Genomic DNA, 15,570 nt, shown 5'->3' with positions numbered 1-15,570 from the left:
ACATCTTCCGGGGGGCTTCGGTCTCCATCACGACATGGGCTTCGCCGGCGACGGAGACGCCGGCGAAGCCGCCGCGCACTCAGGGGGCAAGCGCACCGCGAGCACTGACCACACGCCACCCGTCCCCAGGAGTGCGGAGGCTCGAAATGATTTCACTCGCGGCATTCGTCGGTCAGATGAAGGACACCGCATGACGTCGACACTCGCTCGATCCGGCGCCGCGATCGGAGGAAGCGTCGGCGTGACGGTCGCCGTCATCGCCGTCGGCCTCCTCATCTTCGCGGTCGTCTCGCTGCGGAGGAGGAGCAGAGGCGACAAGTGACGGCAGTCGGCTTCCGCCCCTCCACAGACGACGACCAAAGGATCCGGCATGGAACTGCCCCTGTTGGCGATGGGAACGGGAGTCAAAGGAAGCCCCCTCGCCACGACGATCATTCTCGTGGTGGTCGTGGGGGTGGCCACCTGGTCCTTCTTCCGTGATCAGAAACGGCGGAAGAGCAAGGACTGACCACACCCCCCGTTCCCGCTAGCGTGGCTCGCATGGGTATCAGCATTCACACCACCGTCCTCCCGCACGACGACCCGGACGCGTCGCTGGTGTTCTACCGGGACGTCCTCGGGTTCGAGGTGCGGCAGGACGTGGGGCAGGGCGCGATGCGCTGGATCACCGTCGGGCCCCCCGGGCAGCCGGACATCTCGCTGCTGCTGGCGCCGCCCGCCGCCGACCCCGGGATCACCGAGGCCGAGCGCCGGACCGTCGCCGAGATGATGGCCAAGGGCACCTACGGGTGGCTGCTGCTGGCCACCAAGGACCTCGACGGCACCTTCGAGAAGCTGCGGGCGGGGAACGCCGAGATCGTCCAGGAACCGACCGAGCAGCCGTACGGCATCCGGGACTGCGCCTTCCGCGACCCGGCCGGCAACCAGATCCGCATCCAGGAAGTGCACTGAGCCCGACGTCCCCGGCCGGCACCCGCCGTCACGGGTACCGGCCGGAGGCGGAGACGTGCGCGCCGGGCTAGTCGCCCACCTTGCTGCCCGTCTTCGCGTCGCCCACCCCGCCGGCCGGCGCCGGGATCGCGGCCGCCGCGCCGGACATGTCGCCGTCGTCGTCGGTGTTGACGCGCTCGATGATCGCCATCCGCTCCGGGGTGTCCTCCGGCTTCAGGAAGCCGATCACGATGTACAGGACCAGCGAGACCGCCAGCGGGATGGAGACCTGGTACTCCAGCGGCACCCCGCCCTCGACGTTCCAGCTGATCGGGTAGTTGACCAGCCAGAAGGCGAGCAGGCCCAGCGCCCAGCTGGTGAGCGCGGCCGTCGGGCCGGAGCGGCGGAAGGGCCGCAGCAGACCGAGCATCATCGGGATCGCGATCGGGCCCATCAGTCCGGCGACCCACTTGATGACGACCGTGATGATGTCCTTGAACGTCGGCGAGTCGACCTGCGTGGCCACCGCCATGGACAGCCCGAGGAAGACCACCGTCGTCAGCCGGGCCGCCAGCAGCCCCGAGCGCCGGCCCCAGCCGCGCGCCCGCTTCGACAGCACCGGCGCCACGTCACGCGTGAACACGGCCGCGATGGCGTTGGCGTCCGAGGAGCACATGGCCATGGTGTGGGAGAAGAAGCCGACGATGACCAGGCCGAGGAGGCCGTGCGGCAGCAACTGCTCGGTCATCAGGGCGTAGGAGTCGGAGCCGTCCGGCTTCTGCGACTCCACCAGCAGCGGCGACATCCACATCGGGAAGAACAGCACCAGCGGCCAGACCAGCCACAGCACCGCCGACAGCCGCGCGGAGCGCGAGGCCTCGCGGGCGTTGGGCGTGGCCATGTAGCGCTGGGCCTGGTTGAGCATGCCGCCGTTGTACTCGAAGAGCTTGATGAAGAGGAAGGCCAGCAGGAACACCGTTCCGTACGGGCCGACCAGCGGTTTCGCGTGGCCCTGGAGGGCGGGTTCGTCCCAGACGCCGAAGAAGCCGCCGTAGTCCCCGAGCTTCATCACCACGGCCACGAACATCGCGACCCCGGCGAGGAGTTGGATGATGAACTGGCCCAGCTCGGTCAGCGCGTCCGCCCACAGGCCGCCGATCGTGCAGTAGATGCCCGTGATGACGCCGGTGATCAGGATGCCCTGGTTGAGGGAGATGCCGGTGAAGACGGACAGCAGGGTCGCGATGGCCGCCCACTTCGCGGCCACGTCCACGATCTTCAGCAGCATCCCGGACCAGGCCAGCGCCTGCTGGGTGGGCAGGTTGTACCGGTTCTTCAGGTACTCCAGCGGCGAGGCCACGTGCAGCCGTGAGCGCAGCCGGTTGATCCGCGGCGCGAACAGCTTGGAGCCGATGGCGATGCCGAGCGCGATGGGGAACGACCACGTCACGAACGACGTGACGCCGTAGGTGTAGGCGATGCCGGCGTAGCCGGTGAACATCACCGCGCTGTAGCCGGACATGTGGTGCGAGATGCCGGACAGCCACCAGGGCATCTTGCCGCCGGCCGTGAAGAAGTCGCTCACGTCGTCCACGCGTTTGTGCGACCACACGCCGATCGCCACCATGACGGCGAAGTAGCCGATGAGCACGGACCAGTCGAGACCGTTCATGTGCCCCCTTCCGGGGTCCGCCTTGTGAACTCCGCTCAGCTGGCTGGCACTTCGCACGAGCGGGGTAGGGGCGAGGGAGGGCGCGAAGTGCCCGCTCATCGTGGTTGCGCCGACGCGGGCACGACAAGGAAGCGGAAGGTCAAGAGCAAGTAAAAATGTTCGGCTTGCTGACCTCTGTTCACTTACATGAACAAGGCGGAGTCTCTCCGCAGGCGCCCTACCGCAGCTCCTCCGGGCACGGCGTACCCCGCTGGAGCCCGTACGGAGCCCCCAGCCGGTAGGTGCCCGCCTCGGGCGCGACCAGCAGCGTCCACTTGTCGCCCTCGGCGGTCTCCTCGGTCTCCGTCACGCAGCCGTTCACGTTGTCGTACGTCTTCGGCGTGCCCTCGGGGCTGTTCCTGGAGGCCTCGGTCTCCTGCGGCGGCTGGAGCTTGTTGCCCTCGTCGTCCACCAGGCTCAGCCACGGCGAGTACGGCACCCGGACCAGGATCCGGCCCGGCTTGCGCACGTCGATGGTCCACTCGCCCTGCTCGGCGCGCTGGACCTCCGCGTCGGGCTCCGCCAGCGGGGTCGGGTTGGTCACCTGGAACAGCTGCCAGTTGGCGTCGCCCCAGACCTGCTTCAGGTACGGCAGCCCGCGCTGGACCAGCTCCCGCTCCCGCTCGCCGCCGTCGCCGTCCGGTTCGTCCTTCGGCAGCACCACGAAGTGCACCGCCCAGCGGCGCAGCCACTCGTGGTAGTTGGCCGAGTTGAGCGTGTCGTCGTAGAAGAGCGGGTTGCGTTCCATGTCGGCCTGGCGGTTCCAGCCGCGGGCCAGGTTCACGTACGGCGCCAGCGCCGAGGCCTCCCGGTGGGAGCGGGCGGGCACGACCTCGACCCGGCCGCGCTCGGCGCCGACCTCCTGGAGTTCGTTGACCAGCGGCGCCAGCTCCCGCGCCCAGGACGCGGCCGGTGTGGTGTGGATGATGTCGTCGGCCGACTTGAAGCCGATCCAGGCCACGAAGCCGACGATCGCGACCACCAGCGCGTACCACTTGCGCGACTTGGGCACCGTGAACGGCAGCGCCGCCACCAGCGCCACCCCGGCGAAGAGCATCGCCAGGCGCGTGATGTTGGAGCCGATCTGCGAGCTGATCACCCAGACCAGCAGCACGGCCAGCCCGTAGACCGCCGACGTGATCCGCACGGTCGTCCACGTGCGCGGCACGAACGCGTAGACCAGCCCCGCGTACAGGATCGGCAGGGCCGCCGAGCCGAAGGACATCGGCTGCGTGCCGGAGAAGGGGAACAGCCAGGCCGACAGCGCCACGACCGCCGCGGGGGCCAGCCCGAGCGACCAGGCGCCCGGCCGCCGCTTCTGGAGGAACAGCGCGACCGCCACCAGGCCCACGAACAGGCCGGAGACCGGCGAGGCCATCGTGGACAGCGCGGCCAGCGGCGCCGCGCACAGTCCCTTGGCCCAGCGCTCGTAGCGCCAGCGGTAGGGCCAGCAGAAGACCGCGGCGACCGCGCCGAGGCCGAACATCATGCCGAGGCCGAAGGTCACCCGGCCCGACGCGGCGTTGCCCAGCAGCCCGAACAGGCCCGCCAGCGACGCCCACAGCGGATTGCGCACCGCACGGCTGCGGATCAGGATCATCGTCAGCAGACCCGCCGACAGCGTGCCCGCGATCATCATCGTGGTCCGCACGCCGAGCACCGACATCAGGTACGGCGAGACCACGCTGTACGACACCGGGTGCATGCCGCCGTACCAGGCGAGGTTGTACGCCGAGTCCGGATGGCGGCCGACGAACTCCGACCAGGCGTCCTGCGCCGCGAGGTCGCCGCCGCTGTTCGCGAAGGTGAAGAACCAGACGACGTGGAGGATGCCGGCCAGGACGGTCACGGACAGCACGGGATGGCGGAGCATGCGCTCGCGCACGGCGTGGAAGGCGGCGTTCACCGCGGACGGCGCCTCGGGTGCGGGGCGTTCGGGGTCACCGCCGCCGCCCTCCCCGCGCGGTGCGGGTACGCGTGGTCGCGGGCCGGCGTCCTGGCCCTGATCGGCGTCGTCGGCGCGTGTCGGCTCCGCAGTGGCCACCTGAAGGCACTCCCCGTGTCCCGTCTTCTGCTTTGGGCCGTGTCCCGTTCCGGCGACCGGCGACCTGCCCCGTTTCGTGACGCTAGCACGCAGCCCGGGGCCGTGGCTTCCTCACTTGCGGCGCCCCACGCGAACGCCCCCGCGGCCGGTCGGCCGCGGGGGCGTTGGGCTTCGGTCCGGCCCCCGCGGGGCCCGGAGTCAGCCCACGCGGGTGAGCTTGTCCGCGAAGCCGGGCTCCGCGAGGTCGTCCCGCAGGGCCACCGGCACCTTCACCGCCCCGCTGCTTCCGCCGTCGCCGACCGCGAGGGTGCCGACCTTCGTCCCGGCCTTCGCCGTGTGCGGCACCTCGTCCGCCTTGAACGTCAGCTTCACCGTCAGCCCGGCCCAGCCGACCGCCTTGACGTCCTGCGTGGCGACGACCGGCGTGCGGCCGCCGAGACCGTCGTCGACGTACCCGACGACGGTGCCCTTCTTCACGATCGTGGACGACTCCAGGGTGTCCTGCGCGGCCCGGATCAGCTTGTCGCTGGAGTCCAGCGCGGCACCGAGGATGGTGTTGTCCGCGCCGCCCGCCGGCTGGCGCACCACGGCGCCGACGATGGTCCGGGTCTCGCCGTCCACGTCCTTCTTCGCGGCGAAGACGAGGTTGCCGAGCGCGGAGGTGGTGGTGCCGGTCTTGATGCCGACGACGTCGTTGTGGCCGACCAGGTGGTTCCAGTTGGAGTGGTTGACGCCCTTGTAGTCGTCGTAGGACATCATCGCGGCGACCTCGCGGAACGCGGGCTCCGTCATCGCCGCCTTGGCCAGCTTCACCTGGTCCACGGCCGTGCTCACGGTCGTGTTGTTCAGGCCCGAGGGGTCGGTGTACGTGGAGTTGGTCATCCCGAGGTCCTCGGCGGCGGCGTTCATCTTCTCCACGAACGCCTTCTCGGAGCCCGCGTCCCAGCGGGCCAGCAGCCGCGCCACGTTGTTCGCGGACGCGATGAGGATGCTCTCCAGGGCCTCGCGCTGCGAGATCGAGTCGCCCTCGAACACGTTGACCGTCGACTCCTGGCCCGCCTGCGACTGGTCCTCGGCGGCCTGGTCGATCTTGATCTTCGGGCCGTCGGCGCCGCTCTTGAGCGGGTGGTCGCGCAGGATGACGTACGCCGTCATGACCTTGGCCACACTCGCGATCGGCACCGGCTTCTGGTCGCCGGACGAGCCGAACGAGCCGATGCCCTGCACGTCCAGGGCGGCCTGCCCGCTGGACGGCCACGGGATGTCCGGCTTGCCGCCCTCGAAGGTGAAGCTGTCCTCCGCCGTGAGGTCCAGGGTCGGCGCGGGCAGCGGGCGCATCGACTGCGCCACCGCGAACACGATCAGCAGCAGCACGACCAGCGGCGTCCAGATCTTGACCCGGCGCACCGTCGTCCGCAGCGGGGTCTCCGGCGGCGGCGGGGTGTTCGTCAGCTCCGCCAGCAGGTCCAGCGGCGGCTTCGGCGGCACCGGCTGCTGGGTCGTCCGCTCCGGCCCGACCTGCGGTACGGCGGCGGTGGGGGCGTTGCGGAGGGCCTGCGGGCGCTCGGCGGGCCCGGTGGGCTCGGCGGGTGCCTTCGGGGCGCCCGGCGGCTTGCGTGTCGCCGGGTCGTCGAGGTGGCGCAGCGCGACGAACTTGCTGGTCCGCTCGACGTCGCGGGGCTCGTCGGCCTTGTCGGCCTTGTCGCTCGCGGCCGCCTTGTCGGTCTTGCCGGACTTCTCGCGGACCGGGGGGACGTCGCCCAGCTTCAGCATCGTCGTGGGCTGGTCCACGGAAGGCTTGGCGGGGCGCGTCTGGAACACGGCGGTGGGCTGGTCGACCGGCCGCTCGTCGCCCGTTCCGGCGTCCGCGTCCGGGGCGGAGTCGTCGGGGGCGTCCTCGGAGTCGCCGCCCTCGGCCTCAGCGGCCTTCTCCGGGGCCTCGGGGGGCTCCTGGGCGGCCGTGGTCTCCTCGGTGGTCTCCGGGGCCTCCAGGTGCGCGTTGGCGGCGGCCCGCTCGTCCGCGGTGGCCACCCAGGCGGCGACGGCGTCCCGCAGCCGGCCGTCGCCGGGGGAGTCGGAGTCGTCGGAGTCGTCGACGGGGCTGGACTTCTCGGACTTGGTGGACTTGGCGGGCGTATCGGCAGCCGCGTCCGCGTCCGCCTCCGCGTCCTTGCCGTCGGCTCCCGTGTCCTCTTCGCTGCTTTCATCCGCTTCGTCGGATACGTCCGCCTCGGGACCGTCGGCCTCGTCGGCCTCGTCGGCCTCGTCGGCCTCGTCGGCCTCGTCGGCCGTCACGGCCTCGTCGGCCCGCTCGGTCTCCTCGACCGGAGACTCCGTCTCGGCGTCCGTCTCCGCCTCGGAGGCCGTCTCGGCGTCCGTCTCCGTCTCCGTCTCCGTCTCGCGCGCCGACAGCACCCGCGTCGCCGTGTCGACGCCCCCGCGGGGGCCCTCGGAGCCGTCCGAGCCGGCGGACGCCGAGGACTTCGCGCCCTCCCTCGTCACCGCCAGCCGCGGATCACGCCGCTCGCTCGCCTCGGTCCTGGCTTCGGGAACCGGACCCGCGCTCCCCGACGTCGGTTCTTCCGACGACTCGCGCTGCTTCGACCTGTCGGGGGACTCGCCCGCCACCGATGCCTCCTCCATGCGCCGCACAGTGCTGTGCGCGCTGCCGATCCCGTACCGAAACCATGTACCAGTGTCCTGTGTACGGGGGGAACCCACGCGGTAGACGAGAACGACATACCTACTGGTTCCACTACGAACCGGTCACGCACCCTCGACAGACCAATGTGAGAGGGGTCACCCTGTCTGTCATCCACGCGGGGAGGCATGGATGGGCAGGAGCCGCAGAACACTTCCGGAGGAGCTTCTGCTGCTGGCGCTGGACCCGACCACGGGTACCACCGCACAGCCGCAGTCGCTCGACCTCGGTCTGGCCGGAGCACAGCTCGTCGAGCTGGCGCTGGCCGGACGGATAGCCCCAGACGGGGATCGTATCGCCGTGGTGGCACCACGGCCGACAGGAGATCCAACACTGGACTGCGCGTTGGAGTTGCTGCGAAGGCGTGGCGCTCCCGTACGGGCGGTCAACTGGATTGGCGGACCCCGGCTGGGGCTGCGCCAGACCTACCTCTCGCATCTGGAGCGATGCGGCATGGTGCATGCCGTGGAGGGCCAGATGTGCGGGGTGCTGCCGACGACTCGCTACCAGGCGACCGACACGGCGATCAGCCGGGAGATCAAGGCCCGGCTGGACTCGGCGATCCGCACCGGCGTCCCGCCGGACCCGCGGACCGCCGCGCTCGCCGCGCTGGCCCACGCGGTCGGTCTCGGCAAGCACCTCTACCCGGGCAACGAAGGACGCTCGTCGCGGTCCCGCCTGCGGGACCTCATCCGGCACGACCCCATGGGCGGCCTGGTGGCGCACGCGGTGATGGACGTCCAGAACGGCGCGGGGGCGCAGCAGCGCCGCGCTCCGGCCCCGGCCGGCCGCCAGGCCGCCGGACCGGGCGGCAGGCCCGCCCCGGAACCCGCCCACGGCGTTCCGGCGCAACCGCGCCACGGATCGATGGCGCGTGCGGTGGCCCACTGAGCCGCACCGCACCGCAGTGACGCACCCGCAGTACCGCACCGCCGCACCACCAGTCCCCGAGCCCGGTCACGGGAGCCGCAGGTCCGCGCGGGGCGGCGGGACCGACCGCACGTCCGGCACGCCCGGACGGCGGCACGGCCCGCCGCCCCGCGCGGCCATGTGCACGGGTGTCGTCCCGAACTGGCGTGTACGCGGCGCATATAGACCGTTTCCCAGCGGTAGAAAGCACCTTGGTGGCAGTCTGCTCAGCAGCAGATACGCAAAGTGGCAAGTATGAGTCACGCAGCCGGAGGTGCACGTCCCGTGGCGTCGAGTGTCAATCCCACCGTAAGGCGGCGTCGGCTGGGCCAGGAGCTGCGCCGGCTCCGCGAGCTCAAGGGCATGACGGCCGAGGAGGTGGCGGAGCGGCTGCTGGTCTCGCAGTCGAAGATCAGCCGCCTCGAGAACGGGCGGCGCAGCATCAGCCAGCGGGACGTCCGCGACCTGTGCGGGGTCTACGAGGTCGAGGACCAGCGGATCGTCGACTCGCTGATGCAGATGGCCAAGGACTCGCGCCAGCAGGGCTGGTGGCACGCGTTCGGGGACATCCCGTACAGCGTCTACATCGGCCTGGAGACCGACGCGGAGTCGCTGCGGACCTACGAACCGCAGATCATCACCGGGCTGTTGCAGACCCGGGCGTACGCCGAGGCGCTGATCCAGGGCGCGCTGCCCGAGACGTCGGTCGCCGACATCGAGAAGCGGGTGCAGGTCCGGATAAGGCGTCAGGAGCGCATCTCCGCCGAGAACAACCCGCTGCGCCTGTGGGTGGTCCTCGACGAGGCCAGCCTGCGTCGCGTGGTCGGCGGAAAGCAGGTCATGCGGGAGCAGTTGGAGCACGTCGCGGAGATGTCGCAGCTGCCGCACATCACCGTGCAGGTGCTGCCGTTCGACGTCGGCGCGCACCCCGGCATCAACGGCCAGTACTCGATCCTGGAGTTCGCCGACGCGGCCGACTCCAGCGTCGTCTACATCGAGGGCGTGACCAGCGACCTGTACCTGGAGAAGGCGCTGGACGTGCAGAAGTACACCGTGATGTACGAGCATCTGCGGGCGCAGGCCCTCAACGTGGAGCAGTCCCGCCAGCTCATCGAGGACGTCGCCAAGGAGTACGCGCGCTGAGGAGGGGCGGATGGTACACCCCGGACTGGTGGTACTGGAAGACTCACCTGGAATATGCCATCCGGTCGGGTGAATGGCTGCTCCGTACGGGGAGGTCAGCGAGTAGCGTCGATCACGCCAAAGATCACACGTCATTGGCGTAAACCGCACTCAGCACTCGCCATCGGAGCAGACATGGCAATTCTTCAGGGCGCCCAGGAATCGTGGACCAAGTCCTCCTACTCCGGAGGGAACGGCGCGTGCGTCGAGGTCCGGTCACCGGTCGTGGCGGCACTCTCCGTCCGTGACTCCAAGGTGCAGGAGGGCCCGGTCCTCGCCTTCCCCGCCGACGCGTGGAACGCGTTCGTGGGCTCGGTCAAGAACTAGCCCCACGCCCCACCCGGCCCCGCCGAAGACGGAGCCCTCTCGACCAGTTCGCCGACCTTGCCGAGAGGGCCCTGTCCCGTCGCACCTCAGCCCGCCAGGCGGGTCTCCAGGGCCGACACCACTTCGGGGGACTCCGGCTCGGTCTGCGGCGCGAACCGGGCGGCCACCTTGCCGTCCCGTCCGATCAGGAACTTCTCGAAGTTCCAGCGGATGTCCCCGCTGTGCCCCTCGGCGTCGGCGAAGCCGGTCAGGCGGTCGTAGAGCGGGTGGCGGTCCTCGCCGTTGACGTCGACCTTCGCGGTCATCGGGAAGGTGACGCCGTACGTCGCCGAGCAGAACTCGGCGATCTCCTCCGAGCTGCCGGGCTCTTGGCCCATGAACTGGTTGCAGGGCACGCCTAGGACGGTGAAGCCCTGGTCCGCGTACCGCTCGTGCAGCCGCTCCAGACCGGCGTACTGCGGCGTGAGCCCGCACTTGGAGGCCACGTTCACCACCAGCACCACCCGGCCCGCGTACTGGGAGAGGTCGGCGGACCCGCCCTGGAGGGCGTCGATCCCGACGTCGAGGGGGAGGCCTTCGCTGCTGCGCGCGTTCTCTGAGGTCGTCATGAGCGGATGCTAGCTCCGCCCGGTGAAGGGCCCCCCGGCCGCCTCCCCGGTCGCCGCCTCGACCAGCACCTCCCCGGCCGCCGTCCGTGAGTACAGCACCGACCGCCCCGCCCGGCGCCGCTCCACCAGGCCGGCGTCCAGCAGGATCCGCAGGTGCCGTCCGACCGAGCCGAGGGCCTGTCCGGTCACCCCCACCAGCTGGCTGGTGCTCATCGGGGAGCCCAGCAGGACCAGCACACCCGCGCGGGCCGGGCCGAGCAGCGCGCCGAGCGCCGCGGGGACGGCCCGCGCACCGTCGTCCGCGAGGGCACCCGTGCACGGGTAGACCACCGCGTACCGCTCCGGTTCCTCCCACGCCACCCAGCCCTGCCGCTGCGGGGTGATGGGCACGAGGGCCAGCTCGGCCCCGGACAGGTCGCGCGGCGGGTACGGGTTCAGGTTGATCTGGAGGCGGCTGTCGCCGAGCCAGCGGGTGCCGGGCCGCAGCGCGTCGAGCACCGCCGCCCAGCCGCCCCGGCCGACCCACGCGGTCCGGGCGACGACATCCGCCTCCAGGACACGGCGGCGCCGCTCCCAGTCGGGCCGTACGGCCTCCGCCCAGACGTCCTCCAGCAGCGCGGCGGCGCGTTCGGGCAGATCGTCCCGGTCCAGGGCGGGGGGCAGCACACCCCCGAGGGACACGGCCAGGTCGGCGCGGGCCGCGGCGGGGCTGGCCGCCCGGACGCGTGCGACGCCCTCCTCGAAGGTCTCGCCCTCGCGCGGGGCGGGCGTGAGGAAGTCGGCGATCCACTCCCGGCCGACGCCCGAACGGACCAGCAGCCCCGTCACCGGATCGTCCGCGAGCCGGCGCCGGTAGGCGGGCAGCCGGGCGTCGAGCCAGGCCCGTTCGCCCGGGTGCGCGGCCACTCCCGCGTGCAGCAGCTTCAGGCACGCGAAGGTCTCGGCCAGGGGCGAGACGACGAAACGGCTGCGCGCGAGGGTGTCGGCGTTGATCTGCCACCAGCCCATACGGCCCCTCCCGCCGACGGTTCCCGCCTTCGACCTTTCGCACGGGCGCGAAAGAGTAACGTCCGGTCCCCGCGGCGGCCCAGACTCCCCGCATGCCGGACACCCGCCGCACGAGCTACGCGGACCTCTTCCGCACCCCGGAATTCAGCCCCCTCTTCCTCTCCTCCTCGGCCAACATCGCCGCCCAGACGGTGAGCGGACTGGCGCTCGCCACCCTGGTGTTCCGGGCCACCGGATCGCCGCTGCTGTCCGCGCTGAGCATGTTCGGTCCGGCGCTGGCCCAGGTGCTGGGCGCCACCCTCTTCCTCTCCGGCGCCGACCGGCTCGCCCCGCGCACCACGCTGGCGGCGCTCTCCCTGGCCTTCGCCGCCGCCACCGCTGCCCTCGCGCTGCCCGGCCTGCCCGTCTGGGCGATGCTCGCCATCGTCCTCGCCGAGGGACTGATCGCCTCCCTCGGCGGCGGCGTCCGCTGGGGACTGCTGACCGAGATCCTCACCAAGGACCGCTACCTGACGGGGCGTTCGCTCTTCAACATGATGAGCGGCCTCATGCAGATCGCCGGATACGCGGCCGGCGGCGTCCTGGTCACCCTGCTGTCCCCGCGCCTGTGCCTGCTGCTCGCGGCCGGACTGTACGCCGCCGCTGCCGCCCTCGCCCTGCGGCTACCCCACCGCCCGCCGCGCGCCGCCGGCCGCCCCTCCGTGCGCGCCACCTGGCACGCCAACGCCCTGCTCTGGTCCGCCCGTCCGCGCCGCCACGTGCTGCTGGCCCTGTGGATCCCCAACGGCCTCGTCGTCGGCTGCGAGTCGCTCTACGTCTCCTACGACCCCCGCGCGGCCGGCACCCTGTTCGCCTGCGCCGCGCTGGGCATGTTCGCGGGCGACGTGACGGTCGGCCGGCTGCTCCCGGCCCGGCTGCGACCCCGGTTCGGCGTCCCGCTGCTGGCGCTGCTGGCCGCGCCCTACCTGGTCCTCTTCCTGCGCCCGCCGCTCCCGCTGACCGCCGTACTGGTCGCGCTCGCCTCCGTCGGCTTCGGCGCGAGCCTGGTCCAGCAGGAGCGCCTGGTCGCCCTCACCCCCGACGAACTCTCCGGGCACGTCCTCGGACTGCACTCCGCCGGGATGCTCACCCTGCAGGGCCTCTCCGCCACCCTGGCCGGCACGGTCGCCCAGTTCACCTCCCCGGCGACGGCGATGACCGCGATGGCGGCCGGCTCCCTCACCGCGACCCTCGCGCTGACGGCGGCGAGCCGGCGCGGCGCGACGGACGGGGGACTGCTGCCCAGGCGGGTGGCGCGGGCGGCCTGAGGACCACCCCGACGACCCCGGCCGCGCCGGGCTCCGGGTGCGCGGTCGGCGGGCCCGGCGCAGACTGACCGGGTGAGCGGAACGCACACGGAGCGGGACCCGGACGCGCTCGGTGCCGGTCGCGTCGCCTCCCAGTCGCTGGCCCTGGCCGCGATGATGTTCGCGGTGGCGATGACCTTCATCGACCAGACCATCGTGTCGATCGCGGCTCCCGACATCGTCTCCGAACTCGGCCTGTCCACCACCGGCATGCAGTGGGTGATCAACGCCTACCTGCTCTCGCTGGCCGCCTTCTTCGCCCTCGGCGGCCGGCTGGCCGACCTGTGGGGTCCGCGGCGGGTCGTGGTGGCGGGCACCCTGATCTTCGTCATCTCGTCGGTGCTGTGCGGCTGCGTACCCACCGGGGACTGGGCGCTGACCTGGCTGATCATCTTCCGGACCACCCAGGGCCTGGGCGCCGCGCTGCTCTTCCCGGCCGCGCTGGCCGTGGTCGTCGCCGTGTTCCCGGTCGCCCGCCGGGGGCGCGCGCTCGCCCTCTTCTTCGGTGTCACCGGTGCCCTCACCGCCATCGGACCGCTGCTCGGCGGCTGGCTGACGGCCTGGACCTGGCGGTCGATCTTCTGGGTCAACGTCCCGGTCGCCATCGTCGCGCTGGTCCTGACGGCGCTCGCCCGCATCCCCGACCGCAGGCGTCAGGAGACCCTGGACGTGAAGGGTGCCGCGCTGATCGTCGTCGGCATGGGCCTGAGCGTGCTCGGCTTCCAGCAGTCGGCGGCCTGGGGCTGGGACTCCGTGGCGACCTGGGCCTGCATCGTGGGCGGCCTCGCTATCCTGTACGTCTTCTGCCGCTACGAACTCCGCGCCCCCGGCCGCCCCCTGATCAACCTCGCGGTCTTCCGCGACCGGGCGTTCACCGTGGACGCGCTGGTGCTGTTCTTCGCGATGCTCGCGTTCGTCCCGGTGTTCTTCTTCGCCTCGGTCTACGCCCAGGTCTCGCTGAGCGCCTCGCCCAACCAGGCCGCGCTGTACCTGCTGTACTTCTTCGCCGGGTTCGCCATCGCCTCCCAGTGGGGCGGGCGCATCCTCGACAAACGCGGGGCCCGTCCGGCGCTGCGCCTCGGCTGCGCGCTCGGCGCCGTCGGCTTCGCGCTGTGGGCGGGGAAGCTGACGGACCTCTCGATGCACGACCAGTGGCCCTACGTCGCCCTGGCCGGCGCGGGCATCGGCTTCATCCTCGCCCCCGCCTCCACGGACGCCGTCAACCGCGCCATCGACGCCTCGTACGGCGAGGTCACCGGCATCACGCAGACCGTCCGCAACTACGCGGCCAGCGTCGGCCTCGCCGTCTTCGGCACCATGCTGACCCACACCATGACCGACAACGTCGAACAGACCCTGCGCGAGCGGGGCGTGGCGCCGGACACCGAGCGCTCCGTGGCCCGGCGGATCACCGAGACGGTCACCGGCAACGCGGACGCCCGGGTGCCCACCGGCGACGGCCCCGTCGCCACCGCGACGCGGGACGCCATGTCCGCCGTACGCCTCGACTTCGCCGAGGCCAACCAGTGGGTCTTCTACGGCATGGCGGTCGTCCTCGCCATCGGGTACTTCTGCGCCCTGCGGCACCCCGGCGGCCGGGCGCCCGACGTCAGTCCGGCCGAGGACGCGGGCCGTCCGTCCTGGGCCGCTCCCCGGGAGGGCGATGGGCGTTGAGGCGGGCCGCCTGCCGGGTGAGGTGGTCGCGCTCGGCGAGGTTGGACGCCTTGCGCGCCGCCTCCGCGTACAGCCGGGCCGCCGTCTTGGGGTCGCCGTCGCGCTCGTGGAGGTAGGCCGCCGCCGCGGTGTGCCGGGGGAGCGCGGGGTCCACGGCGGCCAGTGCCGCCAGGCCGGCCCGCGGTCCGTCGGCCTCCCCGACGGCCACCGCGCGGTTGAGCCGCACCACCGGGCTGTCCGTCAGGCCGGCCAGCTCGTCGTACCACTCCACGATCTGCACCCAGTCCGTCTCCTCGGCGGTCGGCGCGTCGGCGTGCAGGGCCGCGACGGCCGCCTGGGCCTGGAACTCGCCCAGCCGGTCGCGGGCCAGCGCGGCCTGGAGGATCGCCACGCCCTCGGCGATCGTCGCGGTGTCCCACCGGCCGCGGTCCTGCTCGGCGAGCGGCACCAGGGCGCCGTCCGGGGCGGTCCGCGCGGCGCGCCGGGCGTGGTGGAGCAGCATCAGCGCCAGCAGCCCCGCCACCTCCGGATGGTCGACGGCGGCGGCCAGCTGCCGGGTGAGCCGGATGGCCTCGGCGGCCAGGTCGACGTCGCCCGAGTAGCCCTCGTTGAACACCAGGTACAGCACCCGCAGCACGGTCGCGACATCACCGGGCCGGTCGAACCGGGCGCCGGAGACGGTGCGTTTGGCGCGGCTGATGCGCTGCGCCATGGTCGCCTCCGGCACCAGGTAGGCGCGGGCGATCTGCCGGGTGGTGAGCCCGCCGACGGCGCGCAGGGTGAGCGCGACCGCCGACGACGGGGTCAACGAGGGGTGGGCGCACAGGAAGTAGAGCTGGAGGGTGTCGTCCGCGGACGGCGCCGGGCCGGGCGGCGGCTCCTCGTCCACCCGGTCCTCCCGGCGTCGGCGCGCGGTGTCGGACCGGACCGCGTCGAGGAACCGCCGCCAGGCCACCGCGACCAGCCACCCCTTCGGATCCCGGGGCGGGTCCTCGGGCCAGGTCCTGACCGCCTCCACCAGGGCGTCCTGGACGGCGTCCTCGGCCGCCGCGAAGTCGGCTCCGCGGCGGACGAGGACACCGAGCACGCTCGGGGTGAGGCTCCTCAGCAGGACCTCGTCCATGCGCGGG

The 15,570-nt window shown here is 72.1% G+C and carries 14 protein-coding genes; 8 read left to right on the top strand and 6 right to left on the bottom strand.

From position 1 onward, the window contains the following. The first annotated feature begins 190 nt into the window (after positions 1 to 190). The 3 genes from IE108_RS35105 to IE108_RS17485 are packed head-to-tail and all read left to right on the top strand — an operon-like array spanning position 191 to position 951. Positions 191 to 322, top strand: coding sequence for a hypothetical protein (locus IE108_RS35105; protein ID WP_256036505.1), 132 nt, complete (start codon positions 191 to 193; stop codon positions 320 to 322). A 48-nt stretch (positions 323 to 370) separates the two neighbouring features. Next, the gene (locus IE108_RS17490) at positions 371 to 508 is read left to right on the top strand and encodes a hypothetical protein (RefSeq protein WP_159394612.1); all 138 of its coding nucleotides are present in this window, start codon (positions 371 to 373) and stop codon (positions 506 to 508) included. A 32-nt stretch (positions 509 to 540) separates the two neighbouring features. Then, on the top strand, positions 541 to 951 hold the full coding sequence (locus IE108_RS17485) for a VOC family protein (RefSeq protein WP_064728431.1): 411 nt from the start codon (positions 541 to 543) through the stop codon (positions 949 to 951). Between the two features lie 67 nt (positions 952 to 1,018). Here the strand turns inward: IE108_RS17485 and IE108_RS17480 are convergent, their stop codons facing one another. The 3 genes from IE108_RS17480 to IE108_RS17470 all read right to left on the bottom strand — a co-directional run bounded on the left by IE108_RS17480 (position 1,019) and on the right by IE108_RS17470 (position 7,328). Further along, on the bottom strand, positions 1,019 to 2,602 hold the full coding sequence (locus tag IE108_RS17480) for a sodium:solute symporter family protein (protein ID WP_064728430.1): 1,584 nt from the start codon (positions 2,600 to 2,602) through the stop codon (positions 1,019 to 1,021). Between the two features lie 217 nt (positions 2,603 to 2,819). After that, positions 2,820 to 4,685: a DUF8823 domain-containing protein gene (locus IE108_RS17475; protein ID WP_064728429.1), complete on the bottom strand. Its 1,866-nt coding sequence runs from the start codon at positions 4,683 to 4,685 to the stop codon at positions 2,820 to 2,822. 198 nt (positions 4,686 to 4,883) lie between these two features. Further along, on the bottom strand, positions 4,884 to 7,328 hold the full coding sequence (locus IE108_RS17470; RefSeq protein WP_107420192.1) for a D-alanyl-D-alanine carboxypeptidase: 2,445 nt from the start codon (positions 7,326 to 7,328) through the stop codon (positions 4,884 to 4,886). Positions 7,329 to 7,518: 190 nt separating this feature from the next. On the opposite strand from IE108_RS17470, the gene IE108_RS17465 reads away from it, so the two are divergent. The 3 genes from IE108_RS17465 (at position 7,519) to IE108_RS17455 (ending at position 9,804) form a co-directional block, all read left to right on the top strand. Continuing rightward, entirely contained in the window at positions 7,519 to 8,277 is a 759-nt protein-coding gene (locus IE108_RS17465) for a GOLPH3/VPS74 family protein (protein WP_064728428.1), read from the top strand. Between the two features lie 303 nt (positions 8,278 to 8,580). Further along, positions 8,581 to 9,438 (top strand): helix-turn-helix domain-containing protein, encoded by an 858-nt coding sequence (locus tag IE108_RS17460; RefSeq protein ID WP_161342787.1) that lies wholly within the window; start codon positions 8,581 to 8,583, stop codon positions 9,436 to 9,438. 174 nt (positions 9,439 to 9,612) lie between these two features. Next, positions 9,613 to 9,804 carry a DUF397 domain-containing protein gene (locus IE108_RS17455; protein ID WP_064728426.1) on the top strand — a complete coding sequence of 64 codons (192 nt, stop codon included), beginning with the start codon at positions 9,613 to 9,615 and terminating at the stop codon, positions 9,802 to 9,804. An 86-nt stretch (positions 9,805 to 9,890) separates the two neighbouring features. Here the strand turns inward: IE108_RS17455 and IE108_RS17450 are convergent, their stop codons facing one another. Continuing rightward, the gene (locus IE108_RS17450; protein WP_064728425.1) at positions 9,891 to 10,412 is read right to left on the bottom strand and encodes a glutathione peroxidase; all 522 of its coding nucleotides are present in this window, start codon (positions 10,410 to 10,412) and stop codon (positions 9,891 to 9,893) included. A 9-nt stretch (positions 10,413 to 10,421) separates the two neighbouring features. Further along, positions 10,422 to 11,420 (bottom strand): ArsR/SmtB family transcription factor, encoded by a 999-nt coding sequence (locus tag IE108_RS17445; protein ID WP_064728424.1) that lies wholly within the window; start codon positions 11,418 to 11,420, stop codon positions 10,422 to 10,424. 92 nt (positions 11,421 to 11,512) lie between these two features. Between IE108_RS17445 and IE108_RS17440 the strand changes: the two genes are divergently transcribed. Both IE108_RS17440 and IE108_RS17435 read left to right on the top strand, forming a co-directional pair. Beyond that, positions 11,513 to 12,727: an MFS transporter gene (locus IE108_RS17440; RefSeq protein ID WP_064728423.1), complete on the top strand. Its 1,215-nt coding sequence runs from the start codon at positions 11,513 to 11,515 to the stop codon at positions 12,725 to 12,727. Positions 12,728 to 12,880: 153 nt separating this feature from the next. Further along, positions 12,881 to 14,440: an MFS transporter gene (locus tag IE108_RS17435; RefSeq protein ID WP_064731811.1), complete on the top strand. Its 1,560-nt coding sequence runs from the start codon at positions 12,881 to 12,883 to the stop codon at positions 14,438 to 14,440. On the opposite strand, the gene IE108_RS17430 is transcribed toward IE108_RS17435, so the two are convergent. Then, positions 14,376 to 15,563 carry an RNA polymerase sigma factor gene (locus IE108_RS17430; RefSeq protein ID WP_064728422.1) on the bottom strand — a complete coding sequence of 396 codons (1,188 nt, stop codon included), beginning with the start codon at positions 15,561 to 15,563 and terminating at the stop codon, positions 14,376 to 14,378. The two genes, IE108_RS17435 and IE108_RS17430, sit on opposite strands and share 65 nt — an antisense overlap. Between the last annotated feature and the right edge of the window lie 7 nt (positions 15,564 to 15,570).

Origin of the sequence: Streptomyces parvulus (genome assembly GCF_014648855.1) — a bacterium.
GTDB lineage: Bacteria > Actinomycetota > Actinomycetes > Streptomycetales > Streptomycetaceae > Streptomyces > Streptomyces parvulus.
This window is presented reverse-complemented; position numbering and strand designations above follow the sequence as displayed.

Excerpts from the sequence above, each read along its gene's own strand:
- IE108_RS35105 (WP_256036505.1), top strand. The coding sequence starts at position 191 with ATGACGTCGACACTCGCTCGATCCGGCGCCGCGATCGGAGGAAGCGTC.
- IE108_RS17490 (WP_159394612.1), top strand. The coding sequence starts at position 371 with ATGGAACTGCCCCTGTTGGCGATGGGAACGGGAGTCAAAGGAAGCCCC.
- IE108_RS17485 (WP_064728431.1), top strand. The coding sequence starts at position 541 with ATGGGTATCAGCATTCACACCACCGTCCTCCCGCACGACGACCCGGAC.
- IE108_RS17480 (WP_064728430.1), bottom strand. The coding sequence starts at position 2,602 with ATGAACGGTCTCGACTGGTCCGTGCTCATCGGCTACTTCGCCGTCATG.
- IE108_RS17470 (WP_107420192.1), bottom strand. The coding sequence starts at position 7,328 with ATGGAGGAGGCATCGGTGGCGGGCGAGTCCCCCGACAGGTCGAAGCAG.
- IE108_RS17465 (WP_064728428.1), top strand. The coding sequence starts at position 7,519 with ATGGGCAGGAGCCGCAGAACACTTCCGGAGGAGCTTCTGCTGCTGGCG.
- IE108_RS17455 (WP_064728426.1), top strand. The coding sequence starts at position 9,613 with ATGGCAATTCTTCAGGGCGCCCAGGAATCGTGGACCAAGTCCTCCTAC.
- IE108_RS17450 (WP_064728425.1), bottom strand. The coding sequence starts at position 10,412 with ATGACGACCTCAGAGAACGCGCGCAGCAGCGAAGGCCTCCCCCTCGAC.
- IE108_RS17445 (WP_064728424.1), bottom strand. The coding sequence starts at position 11,420 with ATGGGCTGGTGGCAGATCAACGCCGACACCCTCGCGCGCAGCCGTTTC.
- IE108_RS17440 (WP_064728423.1), top strand. The coding sequence starts at position 11,513 with ATGCCGGACACCCGCCGCACGAGCTACGCGGACCTCTTCCGCACCCCG.
- IE108_RS17435 (WP_064731811.1), top strand. The coding sequence starts at position 12,881 with ATGATGTTCGCGGTGGCGATGACCTTCATCGACCAGACCATCGTGTCG.
- IE108_RS17430 (WP_064728422.1), bottom strand. The coding sequence starts at position 15,563 with ATGGACGAGGTCCTGCTGAGGAGCCTCACCCCGAGCGTGCTCGGTGTC.